This is a genomic window from Oceanobacillus indicireducens, assembly GCF_014647195.1.
Classification (GTDB): domain Bacteria; phylum Bacillota; class Bacilli; order Bacillales; family Amphibacillaceae; genus Oceanobacillus; species Oceanobacillus indicireducens.
In genome coordinates this window covers 1-14,356 of record NZ_BMOS01000048.1, presented here as the reverse complement: position 1 = coordinate 14,356, position 14,356 = coordinate 1, and the positions used below count along the sequence as shown (strand labels likewise).

The window sequence follows — 14,356 nt, the reverse complement described above, 5'->3', positions numbered from 1 at the left end:
ATTATAGTTTGTGGATACGCAAAGCGTAGCCATGATTGTTTCAGTGGGGTAAGGAATGCCCCATTGAATGAAGTTTCACTTTATCAGGCCGTAATTTTTGACGTCAACCTTTAGATTATGTACATTTAAACTAGAGTTATGTAGGAGGAAAATGGAATGGAACCTATTAATGTATCAAAAGTTCAAGCATGTTTGGATGACTACATAAACAAATCTGTTTATCTCCATCTTGAAACAACTAACGGTGCTTACGCGAGTCATATAAATGAAAAAGCATATAACGTTGGAGCTTTCATCCGAAATGCTGAAGTGAAATTTACAAATGCTAAAATCGTTGAAAATAACAGTGTATACCGAGTAGGTCTCAAATTGGAAATCGGTTGGGTTTATGCTGAAGGCTTAACGGATTGGATCGTAACGGAAGAAGGGCAATTATTGCTCGCTGGCCATGATAGGGAAGGCAGGTTAATGGTGGCACTGCAAATTAGTGAACAGCCATTTCCAAATTAAGGAGTAAGATTGTTTTTAAACGGAATGATAAGAAAATAGGTGATAGAAATGGGAAAACATAAACATGTTGTTGTCATTTATCCGCATCCAGATGATGAATCATTTGGTGCAGCGGGTACAATAAGCCAATACCGAAAACAAGGTGTTCCTGTGACATACTTATGCGGAACATTAGGTGAAATGGGGAGGAATATGGGAAATCCTCCAATCGCAAACAGGGAAACATTACCGCAAATTAGAAGGGAAGAATTACTGGAAGCTGCGAAGGTCTTGGATATGGAAGTAGAGATGCTCGGGTTTAGGGATAAGACTCTTGAGTTTGAAGACCTGACGACGGTTGCGACTCATCTTAAAGAATATCTCGATCAAATAAAACCGTCTCTAGTTATCACGCATTATCCGGATTATGCAGTTCACCCGGACCATAATGCACTTGGAGCAGCTGCGATTGAAGCGGTTCGTATGATGGATAAGAGCGAGCGTCCAGTCGTATGGGCACAAGCAATTAGTAGGAATTTTGAGGATGTGCTGGGAAGTCCTGACGTGAAGAATGATGTTCGTGCGGAAATCGATACGAAGCTGAAGGCGATTTATGCTCATAAGACCCAAGCTGCAGGAGTTTTATCACAATTTATGCAACCAGGTTTTAGTGAGGAAGAATTTAAAAAAGAAGTAGCAAACAATTTCTCGACCGAGCAATTTTATGTATGGAAGTATAATGATTAAATGCAATTCATACGAAACTTTTCTTCGTGCTTATCCGTATAACAGGTAAGTATTGTTATGCTTAGGAGGGAATTTTATGAAAAAACTTTATCGTTCATCTGATAACCGCTATGTGGCTGGAGTATTTGGAGGTTTATCTGATTACTTAAACGTTGATGCCACTGTATTGCGGGTCATCTTCGTCATATTGCTCATCCCGAGTTTTACTACGGTTGCATTAATTTATTTAGTTGCAGCACTGATTATCCCTAAAGATATGGAGATTTACTAATGATGCGCTTTCTGATATCTCTAGGACTCAATACAGTCGCTCTATTAATAGTGAATGAAATCTTTGCTTCTTTCTATATTGAAGGAATAGGTACAGCGATATTAGCAAGTATCATTCTAGCAATATTGAATGTGCTCTTGAAGCCGATTCTGATCATCCTGACCTTACCAATCACAATCTTAACAATGGGATTGTTCCTGCTCGTTATTAATGCCATCACACTAATGGCGACCCAGGCATTGATGGGATCTTCCTTTGTCATCGATGGCTTTGGCACTGCCTTTATCGCTTCCATCATTATCTCGCTTATCACTCTTGTGCTCGGTGGTTTGGTGAAAGAATAAACGTCAATCAAAATCGTAGGCCACCTGCCTACGATTTTTCGCGGGCTTATGCTACAATAAAGTGAAACTTCTATAAGTTAACATTAAAAGTATTGAATCGGAACATTATACCTAAGCATGGATAAAATCTGAACAAACTACTTGCCTACTTCGCAATTTTATGGAGACTCCTATGGGGTAACTAAAGTATGCTTACGTTCTGTAACCAACGCTGGAACTAGAACATTCTGTTCGTCGGACGGCACAAGTGAGCCCTCTCAAGAAGATAGCATGTGGCGGACTATTACATACGTACTGTGGAAACGCCAGCATTAGCATGTCTTGTGCGTCAAGACTCACTTAGCTGTCCACGGGAAGCACTGTATATTCCTAGAGCGATGGTTGATACAGTTTCACGACTTGTTCAGATTTCCATCTTTATATGGAGGGAAGATAATGGTGAGGGTTTGTACAAAAGATCTGCTTGATAACTTTACATTAACACTAGTAGCTGGAGCCCAAGGAATCAATCGAGAGATCATTACGAGTGATATATCACGACCGGGAATAGAAATGACAGGGTATTTTAATTTTTATCCAAAAGAGAGACTGCAATTAATTGGACGTACCGAGATGGCTTATTTTCTAGAACTATCCGATGAAGAAAAACGCGACCGGGCTATCAAACTTTGCGAAGATATCACACCAGGAATCGTTGTTTCACGTGGCATGGATATCCCAGAAATATTGATTGAAGCTGCGAATGAAGCTGGTGTCCCGATTCTGCGTTCTCCCCGGAAGACAACCCGGGTATTAAGTCGATTAACCAACTACTTAGAAGGGAAATTCGCGCCGACTACTTCAATGCATGGTGTACTCGTTGATATTTATGGTGTAGGCGTGTTGATTACTGGGCAAAGCGGTGTTGGAAAGAGTGAAACAGCACTGGAGCTTGTGAAACGTGGTCATCGCCTTGTTGCGGACGACAGTGTGGAAATTTACCAAGAAGATTATGACAGCCTTGTTGGCAGCTCACCTGAAATCCTTGAACATATGCTGGAGATTCGTGGATTAGGGATTATTGATGTCATGACTTTATTTGGTGCGGGAGCAGTACGGACGAAAAAACGTATCTCTGTCGCCATTCATCTTGAAAACTGGGATGACACAAAGCAGTATGACCGTCTTGGACTTGATGAAGATACGTTGCAAATTATGGACGTCAAATTGCCGAAAGCAACAATACCTGTACGACCTGGGAGAAACTTAGCTGTTATTATTGAAGTGGCGGCGATGAACTTCCGGCTCAAACTCATGGGAATAAACACCGCCGAACAATTTTCCGAGCGGTTAACAGATATCATTCAAAATGAAAGTAACATGTTGGAATAGAGGGGTGTTTTTTTGATTTATACGGTAGAGCCATTAGACCGGGTTATGCTTGAATTGGGACCCTTTACCATTTATTGGTACGGCGTCATTATTGCCTTTGGAGCATTACTTGGAATTTATTTAGCAACGAGAGAAGCGGAGAGGCTCGGTTGGAATAAAGATACGATTATTGATTTTGTCGTATATGCCATTCCAATCGCGATTATAACTGCACGAATTTTTTACGTTACCTTTGAATGGGAACGGTATGCTGACGGTCCGTTTTGGAAGGTGTTTGCGATTTGGGAAGGTGGAATTGCGATTCATGGCGCGGTCCTTGGCGGAGTTCTGACAGCAATCGTATATACGAGAGTGAAAAAGTTGTCATTTTGGAAGCTTGCCGATATTATCGCACCAAGCTTGATTCTTGGACAAGCAATTGGCCGCTGGGGAAATTTCATGAATCAGGAAGCCCATGGAGGACCTGTTTCAGAAGCAGCCTATAATAATTTTCTCCAATACTTACCAGATTTTATTATGAATCAGATGACGATTGGAGGCGTCATGTATCACCCGACGTTCCTTTATGAATCCATCTGGAATATTCTTGTATTTATATTCTTGCTTCTGCTTCGGAAATATAACCCGACGCGCGGCGTAATATTCTTAAACTATCTCATATTTTATTCTGTTGGACGCTTCTTTATTGAAAGTTTGCGAACGGACAGCTTATATATTATCGAAGGCTTACGGACTGCACAGGTTGTCTCGGTGACATTAATCGTGGTAGGAATTATCTTGATCATCTATCGCCGTAGAACGGAACCGGTAAGGTATCTGGATATACCGGAGTCGAAGAAAAGCCGGAAGAAAAAGAAGAAAAAACGTTAAGCTTTAGAAGGAAATATGAAACCCAGAAAGGAACTGAAGCATGAACACGCGGACAATACTCTTTGATTTGGATGGAACGCTCATTGATACGAATCAGTTGATTGTTGCATCTTTTAAACATACTTTTGAACATTTTAAATTAGACTTTACGGATGAGGAAATTATTGAATTTAATGGTCCACCACTTGTGGAGACATTTAAGAAAATCGATCCAGTCCGGTCAGATGAGATGGTAGCAACGTACAGGGCCCATAATTACCTTTATCATGACCAATATGTAACAGCATTTCCGAATGTGCTGGAAACACTTCAGGTATTGAAAAAGAATAATATTAAAATGGGAATCGTCACGACAAAGATTAGACAAGGTGTAGAGATGGGCTTGAAGAAAACAGGGCTGACCGGATTTTTTGATTCTATTGTTACGTTAGATAAAGTGACACATGCAAAACCTCATCCAGAACCGGTTCTTAAAGCGATGGAGGAGCTGGGGGGAGAGAGTAAGTCTACGATTATGGTTGGAGATAATTCCCATGATATTGAATCAGGCCACAATGCCGGTGTAAGGACCGCGGCTGTTAGCTGGTCGCAAAAGGGAAGGGACCGATTACTTACATATGAGCCGACATATATGCTTGAAGATATGTCAGATCTCCTTCAAATAGTAGGTGTGTAACCGATGCGTAAGACGAAAGCGTATCCTGTAAAAGATTCCAATTCCCTGTGGCAGATTTATAAAACGGTCCCGTTTCTTAAAGTTGTTAAAAACTTTATTATTATCCAACTTGCCCGCTATACACCGTTTCTCGCGATGAAAAACTGGTTATATCGAACTTTTTTACGAATGGAAGTTGGGGAGGAGACCGCATTTGCTTTGATGGTCATGCCAGATATTATGTTTCCGGAAAAAATCAAAGTAGGCAGGAATAGTATTATCGGTTATAACACGACGATTCTTGCCCATGAATATTTGATTAATGAATACCGTCTTGGGGAAGTGGCAATAGGAGATGAAGTGCTGATCGGCGCGAATTCAACCATCCTGCCAGGAATTACGATTGGCGATGGTGCTACGGTGTCTGCTGGAACACTCGTCCATAAAAATGTTCCAGCAGGCGCATTTGTCGGTGGAAACCCGATGCGAATCATATATACGAAAGAAGAAATGGATGAACGGAAAAAACAAGAATAAATATATTCGTATCGTGAGACGAATGGAATGGTTGAGAAGTTCAGTTTAGTTTTAGGCCGAAGCGGGACATGTAATATGTGCCGCTTTTTTGGTGCAGAGGGAAAGACACTAGCGTTGCATTAAAACCATTTCCGAAAATCAATACATTATCAAAATAGGCAGTCTGTAAAAATGCACGCGTTTGGCATCTTACCCAAGCAGTCTCATCAATCGCGTTATAATCCCTGACAATCACCCTATTCTCCCCGATTTTTAATTATCGCATATTGTAAAAATGCATTTGCCCTCTCTCGTTTATTTTTGGAGCTTACCATATAAACCATTCGTTTAGGTATATCTATACTTGGTATTTGAGTTAGTAAACCAAATTCTCACCGGGATCACCAAAAGTCCAATTTGTTAAAATCAAGCGGATGTATGAGTACACTTACGTAAGAAATGCGCTGCCCAAGGATATCTTGCATTAATTAATTTGATTGCATTTGATAGGAGGCAAAATGTACTTCCCATCAAAAGTAAGCACATGGGAAAACATATTTTTAATTTGATTCATCAAGCTCACGAAGACCTACTTTCATTTCACTTGGCAATTCGAAAAAAGGTTGGATATCCTGGACATATTCCATAATTCCTAGATATTCTCCATTTTCATTAAAAATCGCTTTAAAAGAAACATGGATGTATTGATTCTTTTTCTTAAACCACATACTTTCAATATCGCGCTTCCCTGCTTTAAGGTCACGAACTAATGGCATCACTTTTCCGTGACTCTTTGAAGGATGACTGTCGGCTACATCAGCACCAAGCATATCCTTTGTTCTGACAAACATCATCTCCTCTGGCGACTCCGATCTTTCATTAAAGTATTTAACAATATCATTTTTATCAATAAATGAAATTTCTAATGGCAGATTGTTGAGAAGGTGGTTAGCTTCATGCGCGGTCAGGTGCCCTCCGCCAAAACATAGTTGCCGAGTGGATAGTTGTTCCTCCAGGTTTTTAGGTTGCTCAGATAGTTCCGCGACCTTTTCCGTTAATTGTTTTACTTCATTAGCAAGACGTTCATTTTCAGTGATTAATTCATCCATCGTAATTACTTTTCCATCTTTCACTGTTTTATGATCCATTTTAACAATTCCTCCTAGTATCTTTTTTTCTGTGACTCATTTCAAAATACGGACAGCTTTGAGAGTGAGGTGTGCAGCCACATTTGCACCTTTCGATAAACACTCCCATTTCTACTTTCATATTTCCTTACTTGATTAACTTAAGTATAATTTACCTCTAACGGAAACAACAACAAATATGTGATAAGATTCACAAAATAGTCATTAAAACCAGTCGGACGTAGCTTTTTTTCTAGTAATTAAATCGTACGTATATTAAGCTAAAAAGTGCAGGGGAAACTTTCTTAGATCATTTCCTTCATATCCATCTGGAGAATTGTAATTTCGGGAAAAGATTATGTTCCTATTTAAACTGAAATTTCTCACCCTAGAGGCTGAAGCTCTATTTTTAAAAGATAAGTATAAAATTTTGTTGGGATTTGTTTGGAAAAAGAATAAATTCCGGGCATTAGTTGAACTTATAAATGAAACAAAACAAACTATACTCCAAGTGACATTCCCATCTGCCGAACTGGATTGGTGTATTTTAAATCGATTAAATGCATCACATGTGATAGCCTATATGGCAGCCACCGTTGTTTGGTTGTTTCCGAGAAAACGAATTTTGCTTAAAGTAGGGCAACATAGGGATGTTGCAATTACCTACCTTTAGGTACTGTTCCAAGTTCGCCTATAAAAGGAAATGTGTTATACTAAAAACATATGTCAATTTTAGGAGCAGGCTAATGAATAAACAGCGTAAAAAAGCAAATAAGCTTCTTCCGTTTATTCCGAACGCGGAATTTTACTTCTCAAAAGGAGTTAAAGCATTCCAGAAGCAGAGATTTGACCAATCTGTAAGGTGGTTAACGAAAGCGATCGATTCAGATCCAACGAATCCTTTATATAAATGCCAGCTTTCCGTTGTATATACAGAAACAGGGAAGTATCACAGGGCAAATCAATTATTAAATCATGTATTACAGAACAATGATTATGTAGATTGTTATTATTTACTTGCGAATAACTATGCACATCTTGGGCTTCTCAATGATTCCATGAAATATGCGAAAACGTATTTAGAGAAGGAACCGGAGGGGGAGTTCGGTGAAGAAGCGGAGATGCTGATGGAGCTCATCGAATTCGAACTGGAAGATGAAGAATTCGATGATTGGTTATTAGAAGAGGAAGATGACTTGCTAAAGTATCAGGAGACAGTCTTCTATATGATGGAGAATGAGGAATGGCAGAAAGCAATCCCGCTCATTCATGAGATGCTCCTCTTATTTCCGGATCATCTTGTTGTGAGACATGATTATGCGCAAGCCTTGTTCTATACCGGAGAAGAGCAGAAGGCAATTGATCTGGAAATGAAGATTTTTAAAGAAGTGGGCAATTCCTTGCATAGTATGATTAATCTTGCGCTGTTCTACTATGAAGCAGAGCAGCATGAAGCATATGAGAAAATCATAAATGAATTGATCCATGTCTATCCGCTCCATGCGGATCAACAGATTAAGCTTGCGGTGACGATGGCAAAAACAGGGAACTATGACGTAGCTTATCGACGATTTACAAGAATTAATCGGGGTATGGCACGTGGGCATTTATCTTTTTATAAATGGTTCAGCATCACTTGTTACCATATAGGGAAAAAAGAACTTGCCATCGACTTATGGGAGGATGGCTGCTTGAAGCATCGAGCTCTTCAAGATCACGTAGCACCCTGGCAGGAGTCGTGAGCAGATAGATAGACGAAAAACCGTAGATTATTATAAACTCAACATAAGAACAATTATAAAAGAGGCGATAAACATGTCTGAAGAAATTTTATATGATGTGATCATAGCTGGAGCAGGTCCTGCTGGTATGACTGCAGCTGTCTACGCATCACGAGCAAATTTAAAAACATTGATGATCGAGCGCGGAATTCCAGGAGGTCAAGTAGCGAACACGGAAGATGTGGAGAACTACCCTGGATATGACCATATCCTTGGCCCAGACCTATCAAATAAAATGTTTGAACATGCGAAGAAATTCGGAGCCGAATATGCATACGGTGATATTAAAGACGTTGTTGACCACGGAGACTATAAAACCGTTATTGCAGGCAATAAAGAATATAATACCAAATCATTAATCATTACAACAGGTGCAGAGCATAAGAAGTTAGGCATTCCTGGCGAAGAGGAATTAGCCGGACGCGGAGTTTCCTACTGTGCGGTATGTGACGGGGCATTCTTTAAGGAAAGACATCTTGTCGTTGTCGGTGGGGGCGACTCGGCAGTTGAGGAGGGAATGTACCTCACTCGATTTGCGAGTAAAGTGACAATTATCCACCGTCGTGATGAACTACGAGCTCAAAAGATTCTCCAAGAACGAGCATTCAATAATGAAAAAATTGAATTCATCTGGGATACTGGCGTTACTGAAATAAACGGAGAAAATGGTAAAGTAGCGAGTGTTACGTTAGAAAATAGGAATACAGGTGAGAAATCTGACTTCCCAACAGATGGTGTATTTATCTACATTGGAACAGAACCTTTAAGTGAGCCATTCCAGTCCCTCGGAATTACAGATGAGGAAGGCTACATTCCAACGGACGAAAATATGGCGACGAAAATACCAGGCGTATTTGCAGCTGGGGATATTCGCGACAAAAAATTACGACAAATTGTGACAGCAACTGGAGACGGCAGTATCGCTGCTGAAGAGGCAATCAGCTATGTGGAAAATTTACCTGAAGTAATTGATACGACCCAATCGTAAAGAAAGTTAATGAAAAGTCATTACTTCTTAACGCTCCTGTAACCCGTATGCAACAATAATTGGGTACACTATTTATAACTAATTGACCCCCTTTTAATAGATAAATTAGTTTTTGTGCACAGGTTGCTACACCTGTGCATTTTTTTTACTTTACGAAAAAATGAATCCCCATCAAAATTTGTTGCAACCTGTCGAATCTTAAATGGACCACCATCCCTTTCATTCAGCGTAAGTGATTAGACGTTCTCTTGGCTAGATCTCTAATCGCCGTTCAGTTGCCCGGTGGACGGATGCGCATCCTAAGGCACAGCCGAAGCTTCCTCGGGCTATCGCCCTGCGGGGTCTCCGGACCCGTGCTATTCCCGCAGGAGTCACCGTCCACCGGGCAACTGAACTGGTATACATGATTATTCTAAATGGAGATTATTTTCTCACGATAAGCATTATGCTTCAGGGATAATAATAAGTGTTCCTAATTTGGCCTTTCCTCGGAGCAGTCCAGACACCTCGAGACTCCAGCAGGAGGATAGGCATAGGTGAGACCCCGCAGGGCGCCAGCCCGAGGAGGCTCACCAGCCGCTCAGCAGGTGCGAGAGGTGTCTGGACTGCGGACCTCCAGAAGGCAGTTGTACTTACGCTGAACGAAAGAAGTAATGAAAAGTGTACCTAGCTGTTTGAATAAAAATAAATTAATATAGTTTAAATTCGTTCGTGAATAGCATATGATAGATATAAGAACAAGAAGCGAAGAAAAGTTCCTCTAAAGGAGTGCGATTAGAAATGGCAGAGACGGAAATGGGCTTAGACACAGGAACGCGATTAGTAATTATTACCGGAATGTCAGGAGCAGGAAAGACAGTAGCAGTACAGAGCTTTGAAGACTTGGGATTTTATTGTGTAGATAACTTACCACCAACATTACTACCTAAATTTCTGGAGTTGATGAAGGATTCTACCAATAACATTACAAAAGTTGCCCTCGTGATGGACTTGCGGGGCAGGGAATTTTTCGATTCCTTATTCGAAGCATTAGATTCACTAAGTGAAGAAAATTGGGTAAAGGAACACATCCTTTTCTTAGATGCAAAAGATACAGCACTAGTGAGCCGTTATAAAGAAACAAGGCGCTCCCATCCATTAGCTGTTGGCGGTTTGCCGCTTACAGGGATTAAGCAGGAAAGAGAAATATTAGATGAATTAAGAGGACGTGCACAACGAATTATCGATACGACTGATTTGAAACCGCGAGAGCTTCGCGATAAAATCTTGAAAATATATTCTGAAGAACATCAGGAAATCTTCTCCATCAATATGGTTTCTTTCGGTTTTAAATACGGGATCCCGATTGATGCGGATCTGGTTTTTGATGTCCGCTTCTTACCGAACCCTCATTATGTAGGCCATCTTAAGCCACTTACCGGTCTGAATCAAGAAGTATCCTCTTATGTATTCAAATGGTCGGACACGCAGAAATTCATTGATAAAGTCTTAGATTTATTAGAGTTCATGCTTCCACAGTATAAGAAAGAAGGGAAATCACAACTTGTCATCGCGATTGGATGTACGGGAGGACAACACCGTTCTGTTGCTCTCGCTGAACACTTCGCTAAGGAATTATCAAGGAATTATATTACCCATATCAGTCATCGCGATATCGATAAGAGAAAGGGAAGTTGAGGCATGAATGAGGATAAACAACCAAGAGTCGTTGTCGTCGGTGGAGGTACAGGAATGCCTGTCCTTCTACGGGGGTTAAAGAATTTACCAATTGATTTGATTGCAATTGTTACGGTAGCAGATGATGGCGGAAGTACCGGGAGATTGCGGGATGAGATGGCCATCCCTGCACCTGGAGATATTCGCAATGTAATTGCTGCACTTTCGGATGCAGAACCGATGTTAGTTGAATTATTTCAGCACCGGTTTGAAGTAGGAAATGGTTTGTCTGGTCATTCCCTGGGCAATTTATTGCTTGCAGCGATGACCTCTGTCACGGGCGACTTTTATGATGGAATAAAAGAGATTTCCCGTGTGTTGAACGTAAAAGGCACCATCTATCCAATTTCCACAGAAAATCTATCGCTTCATGCTAAAATGAAAGATGGATCAATTGTTTCGGGTGAATCTAATATTCCGTTATCAAATAAAGGGATTGACCATGTTTTTATAAGTCCTGAACCTGTAAAACCATTCAGTCATGCAGTTCAGGCAATTGTTGAGGCTGATCTAGTTGTCATCGGCCCAGGCAGTCTTTATACGAGTATAATGCCCAATCTGATTGTCCCTAGTGTACAAGAAGCATTGGAGCAGACAAAAGCTAAAATTGTTTATGTTTGTAATTTGATGACTCAGGCTGGTGAAACGACGGGGTATACAGCATCTGATCATGTGGAGGCGATTAACCGTCATATCGGGAAAGGAATCGTTGATGCGATCGTCGTACACAATGAACCGATTAAAGATACGATTAAGGAAAAATATGCGGAAGAGAATGCCGAACCCGTTATTTACGATACCGATAAATTGCTTGCATTTGGACTTGAAATTATCGAAGGGGATATTGTTAACAAAGAACATCCCGCTCTTCGTCATGATACGGATAAGATTGCAAAGCTGTTATATTCCTTATTATAAAAGAGTAGATAGGAAAAAGGCGGAAAAGGAATGAGGCAGGCTCAAAACGCGATTGTTTTTGCTAGCGCTGACCTCTAGTACGTCCTATATGACATTTCAAGGCGGCAAGTAGTGCTTAGGGAGCGGAAAAGCTAACTAGCGTGTGTGGTGATTTTTACATTGTAGAATGTGGGTGTTTTTAGCAGAACCTCTTCTTTTGTGAAGTGTCATTTTTACCTGCCTTTTTGCGTAACCAAAAGAGGGAAGGAATCGAAGGTAAAGGAGGAGAACACGATGTCCTTTGCTTCAGAAATTAAGAAAGAATTAACAACAATAGAATCGAATGCAACTGAAAAGAAGGCTGAACTTGCAGCATTGATCCGCATGAATGGAGTTGTTTCCGTGTCAAAGCAGCGCTACTCTCTTGATGTGCAGACTGAAAATGCCGCGATTGCCCGTAGAATCTATACATTGATAAAGAGTAATTATGATGTACCGATTGAAGTGCTTGTTCGGAAAAAGATGAAATTGAAGAAAAATAATATTTATATTGTCAGGATGAAAGAAGGAGTACGAAAGGTTTTGCAGGATTTGGAAATTATGCAACCCCCGTATGATATCATTAGGGCGATTTCACCGGAAATATTTAACCATGACGCAAATAAGCGGGCCTATCTTAGAGGTGCGTTCCTTGCAGGCGGGTCGGTAAACAACCCGGAAACATCTTCTTATCATTTGGAAATTTACAACTACCACGAAGAGCATAACAATTCCCTAAGCGAATTATTAAATTCATTCGATTTAAAATCCAAGACACTTGAAAGAAGACATGGTTATATCGTCTATATTAAAGAGGCGGAGAAGATTACAGAATTTCTAAGTATTATCGGAGCGCATAATGCACTATTTAAATTTGAAGATGTACGGATCGTGCGTGATATGCGTAATTCCGTCAATCGGCTTGTTAATTGTGAAACAGCTAATTTGAATAAAACAATCGGAGCCGCATTCCGACAAATCGAGAATATTAAGCTAATTGAACAGACGGTCGGTCTAGACCAATTACCAGAGAAACTTCAGGAAATTGCTGTTTTACGAAAGGAACATGAAGATGTTTCATTGAAAGAACTCGGTGAGTTGGTGGGGAGTGGAAAGATATCCAAGTCAGGTGTGAATCATCGCCTAAAGAAAATAGATGAATTTGCAGAGAAAATCCGGCAAGGTGAAATTTTTGTGAAGAAATAAAAGGATATTCTCTTTCTCCGTATTTCATGTTATAATACTGATAATTAAAAAATTTGGATCGGGAATGTTGCAACATTCCCGATTGGGATATTAAGTGATAAAATGCTACGAAGCGATGTAAGCAGAATAATTTTATTGCCTACATAATAAAGATAAATATTGAGTAAAAGTAAAATGGTAGCGTTTTCTAAACTTCAGGGAGGATGAGTTGAGTTGGTAGAGAATTTGGTGAAGGTTGATTTAGATTCAGGTCTGCAGGCCAGACCTGCTGCACTATTTGTGCAAGAAGCGAATCGTTACTCTTCGCATTTATTTTTAGAAAAAGACGGTAAAAAGGTGAATGCAAAAAGTATTATGGGATTAATGAGCTTGGCCATTGCAAATGGTGAGGAAATAAAAATTATTGCCGATGGGCCAGATGAAGAGGTAGCTTTAAACCATTTAATCTCCTTCGTCACAAATAAAGAATAAAAAAATACCCTTTCACTTGATTAGTGAAAGGGTTCTTTTTATAGTATTACTTATCCTCTGGCTTACGCTCTAAGATTTGGTCGATTAAACCGTATTCTACGGAACGTTCTGCATTCATGAAGTTGTCACGCTCTGTGTCGCGCTCAATTACTTCTAGTGGCTGACCGGTTTTCTCAGATAGGATTTCATTCATCCGTTGCTTAATTTCAATGATTCGTTTTGCATGGATTTCAATATCTGTTGCTTGCCCTTGCGCACCGCCAAGTGGCTGGTGAATCATAATCTCACTGTTAGGAAGGGCGTAGCGTTTGCCTTTTTCACCTGCTGCAAGCAGGAATGCCCCCATTGAAGCGGCCATACCGATACAAATAGTCGATACATCTGATTTAATGAAATTCATTGTATCATAGATTGCCATTCCAGCTGTGATGGATCCGCCCGGAGAGTTGATATAAAGAGAGATGTCTTTACCAGGATCTTCTGCCTCAAGGAATAGCAGTTGAGCGACAATTGAGTTCGCCACGTTATCATCAATAGCGCTACCAAGCAGAATGATACGGTCTTTCAAAAGTCTTGAATAAATATCATAAGCACGTTCTCCACGGTTCGTTTGTTCAATAACTGTAGGTACTAAATTCATTTACATATCCTCCTTATTTACATTGTCAATCGTTAGTATTTCTAGTGGGCTTTCTTTTTTCATCATATACCATTGGTCAAAAAAGGTCAAACGAAAGACTTCAACGAAATAAAAACAGACTAAATGCTAGCTTACCCGTTTATTTATCTTTATAAACAGTAGTAAAATAAGTATACCCAAAATTGCAATATTAAATGCAACACTTTATGTGAAACCACTATATAAGGT

General features: G+C 40.1%; 17 protein-coding genes. 15 read left to right on the top strand and 2 right to left on the bottom strand.

What is annotated here, in order from left to right; all coding sequences use genetic code 11:
• Nucleotides 1-156 precede the first annotated feature (156 nt).
• The 8 genes from IEX94_RS18380 (at nucleotide 157) to IEX94_RS18345 (ending at nucleotide 5,284) form a co-directional block, all read left to right on the top strand.
• Nucleotides 157-510, top strand: coding sequence for a YojF family protein (locus tag IEX94_RS18380; RefSeq protein ID WP_188859560.1), 354 nt, complete (start codon nucleotides 157-159; stop codon nucleotides 508-510).
• Between the two features lie 48 nt (nucleotides 511-558).
• Nucleotides 559-1,236, top strand: coding sequence for a bacillithiol biosynthesis deacetylase BshB2 (bshB2, locus tag IEX94_RS18375; RefSeq protein WP_188859558.1), 678 nt, complete (start codon nucleotides 559-561; stop codon nucleotides 1,234-1,236).
• Nucleotides 1,237-1,312: 76 nt separating this feature from the next.
• Nucleotides 1,313-1,507, top strand: coding sequence for a PspC domain-containing protein (locus tag IEX94_RS18370; protein ID WP_156855724.1), 195 nt, complete (start codon nucleotides 1,313-1,315; stop codon nucleotides 1,505-1,507).
• 2 nt (nucleotides 1,508-1,509) lie between these two features.
• Nucleotides 1,510-1,851, top strand: coding sequence for a phage holin family protein (locus IEX94_RS18365; RefSeq protein ID WP_188859563.1), 342 nt, complete (start codon nucleotides 1,510-1,512; stop codon nucleotides 1,849-1,851).
• Between the two features lie 435 nt (nucleotides 1,852-2,286).
• The gene (gene hprK / locus IEX94_RS18360) at nucleotides 2,287-3,222 is read left to right on the top strand and encodes an HPr(Ser) kinase/phosphatase (RefSeq protein WP_188859555.1); all 936 of its coding nucleotides are present in this window, start codon (nucleotides 2,287-2,289) and stop codon (nucleotides 3,220-3,222) included.
• Nucleotides 3,223-3,234: 12 nt separating this feature from the next.
• Nucleotides 3,235-4,092, top strand: coding sequence for a prolipoprotein diacylglyceryl transferase (gene lgt / locus IEX94_RS18355; RefSeq protein WP_188859553.1), 858 nt, complete (start codon nucleotides 3,235-3,237; stop codon nucleotides 4,090-4,092).
• A gap of 40 nt (nucleotides 4,093-4,132) precedes the next feature.
• Nucleotides 4,133-4,768, top strand: coding sequence for a pyrophosphatase PpaX (gene ppaX / locus IEX94_RS18350; RefSeq protein ID WP_188859550.1), 636 nt, complete (start codon nucleotides 4,133-4,135; stop codon nucleotides 4,766-4,768).
• 3 nt (nucleotides 4,769-4,771) lie between these two features.
• Entirely contained in the window at nucleotides 4,772-5,284 is a 513-nt protein-coding gene (locus IEX94_RS18345) for an acyltransferase (RefSeq protein WP_188859548.1), read from the top strand.
• Nucleotides 5,285-5,823: 539 nt separating this feature from the next.
• Here IEX94_RS18345 and IEX94_RS18340 read toward each other — a convergent pair.
• Nucleotides 5,824-6,411, bottom strand: a complete 588-nt coding sequence (locus IEX94_RS18340; protein WP_188859546.1) for a PAS domain-containing protein — start codon at nucleotides 6,409-6,411, stop codon at nucleotides 5,824-5,826.
• A 337-nt stretch (nucleotides 6,412-6,748) separates the two neighbouring features.
• On the opposite strand from IEX94_RS18340, the gene IEX94_RS18335 reads away from it, so the two are divergent.
• The 7 genes from IEX94_RS18335 to IEX94_RS18305 all read left to right on the top strand — a co-directional run bounded on the left by IEX94_RS18335 (nucleotide 6,749) and on the right by IEX94_RS18305 (nucleotide 13,488).
• Nucleotides 6,749-7,063, top strand: a complete 315-nt coding sequence (locus IEX94_RS18335) for a hypothetical protein (protein WP_156855729.1) — start codon at nucleotides 6,749-6,751, stop codon at nucleotides 7,061-7,063.
• 73 nt (nucleotides 7,064-7,136) lie between these two features.
• A complete protein-coding gene (locus IEX94_RS18330; protein WP_188859542.1) occupies nucleotides 7,137-8,132 on the top strand; it encodes a tetratricopeptide repeat protein in 996 nt (331 codons plus the stop codon).
• A 55-nt stretch (nucleotides 8,133-8,187) separates the two neighbouring features.
• Complete coding sequence (gene trxB / locus IEX94_RS18325; RefSeq protein WP_268239607.1) at nucleotides 8,188-9,159, top strand: thioredoxin-disulfide reductase; 972 nt, start codon at nucleotides 8,188-8,190, stop codon at nucleotides 9,157-9,159.
• 780 nt (nucleotides 9,160-9,939) lie between these two features.
• The gene (rapZ, locus tag IEX94_RS18320) at nucleotides 9,940-10,836 is read left to right on the top strand and encodes an RNase adapter RapZ (protein WP_229782795.1); all 897 of its coding nucleotides are present in this window, start codon (nucleotides 9,940-9,942) and stop codon (nucleotides 10,834-10,836) included.
• A 3-nt stretch (nucleotides 10,837-10,839) separates the two neighbouring features.
• A complete protein-coding gene (gene mgfK, locus IEX94_RS18315) occupies nucleotides 10,840-11,793 on the top strand; it encodes a gluconeogenesis morphogenetic factor MgfK (protein WP_188859536.1) in 954 nt (317 codons plus the stop codon).
• A 273-nt stretch (nucleotides 11,794-12,066) separates the two neighbouring features.
• Nucleotides 12,067-13,017, top strand: a complete 951-nt coding sequence (gene whiA, locus IEX94_RS18310) for a DNA-binding protein WhiA (RefSeq protein ID WP_188859534.1) — start codon at nucleotides 12,067-12,069, stop codon at nucleotides 13,015-13,017.
• 213 nt (nucleotides 13,018-13,230) lie between these two features.
• Nucleotides 13,231-13,488 (top strand): HPr family phosphocarrier protein, encoded by a 258-nt coding sequence (locus IEX94_RS18305; protein WP_156855734.1) that lies wholly within the window; start codon nucleotides 13,231-13,233, stop codon nucleotides 13,486-13,488.
• 46 nt (nucleotides 13,489-13,534) lie between these two features.
• On the opposite strand, the gene clpP is transcribed toward IEX94_RS18305, so the two are convergent.
• Nucleotides 13,535-14,128: an ATP-dependent Clp endopeptidase proteolytic subunit ClpP gene (clpP, locus tag IEX94_RS18300; protein WP_188859532.1), complete on the bottom strand. Its 594-nt coding sequence runs from the start codon at nucleotides 14,126-14,128 to the stop codon at nucleotides 13,535-13,537.
• Nucleotides 14,129-14,356 lie beyond the last annotated feature (228 nt).

Coding starts and splice junctions, on each gene's coding strand:
- bshB2 (WP_188859558.1), top strand. CDS start 559: ATGGGAAAACATAAACATGTTGTTGTCATTTATCCGCATCCAGATGAT.
- rapZ (WP_229782795.1), top strand. CDS start 9,940: ATGGCAGAGACGGAAATGGGCTTAGACACAGGAACGCGATTAGTAATT.
- IEX94_RS18380 (WP_188859560.1), top strand. CDS start 157: ATGGAACCTATTAATGTATCAAAAGTTCAAGCATGTTTGGATGACTAC.
- ppaX (WP_188859550.1), top strand. CDS start 4,133: ATGAACACGCGGACAATACTCTTTGATTTGGATGGAACGCTCATTGAT.
- IEX94_RS18345 (WP_188859548.1), top strand. CDS start 4,772: ATGCGTAAGACGAAAGCGTATCCTGTAAAAGATTCCAATTCCCTGTGG.
- clpP (WP_188859532.1), bottom strand. CDS start 14,128: ATGAATTTAGTACCTACAGTTATTGAACAAACGAACCGTGGAGAACGT.
- mgfK (WP_188859536.1), top strand. CDS start 10,840: ATGAATGAGGATAAACAACCAAGAGTCGTTGTCGTCGGTGGAGGTACA.
- IEX94_RS18370 (WP_156855724.1), top strand. CDS start 1,313: ATGAAAAAACTTTATCGTTCATCTGATAACCGCTATGTGGCTGGAGTA.
- IEX94_RS18335 (WP_156855729.1), top strand. CDS start 6,749: ATGTTCCTATTTAAACTGAAATTTCTCACCCTAGAGGCTGAAGCTCTA.
- IEX94_RS18365 (WP_188859563.1), top strand. CDS start 1,510: ATGCGCTTTCTGATATCTCTAGGACTCAATACAGTCGCTCTATTAATA.
- IEX94_RS18340 (WP_188859546.1), bottom strand. CDS start 6,411: ATGGATCATAAAACAGTGAAAGATGGAAAAGTAATTACGATGGATGAA.
- whiA (WP_188859534.1), top strand. CDS start 12,067: ATGTCCTTTGCTTCAGAAATTAAGAAAGAATTAACAACAATAGAATCG.
- IEX94_RS18330 (WP_188859542.1), top strand. CDS start 7,137: ATGAATAAACAGCGTAAAAAAGCAAATAAGCTTCTTCCGTTTATTCCG.
- hprK (WP_188859555.1), top strand. CDS start 2,287: ATGGTGAGGGTTTGTACAAAAGATCTGCTTGATAACTTTACATTAACA.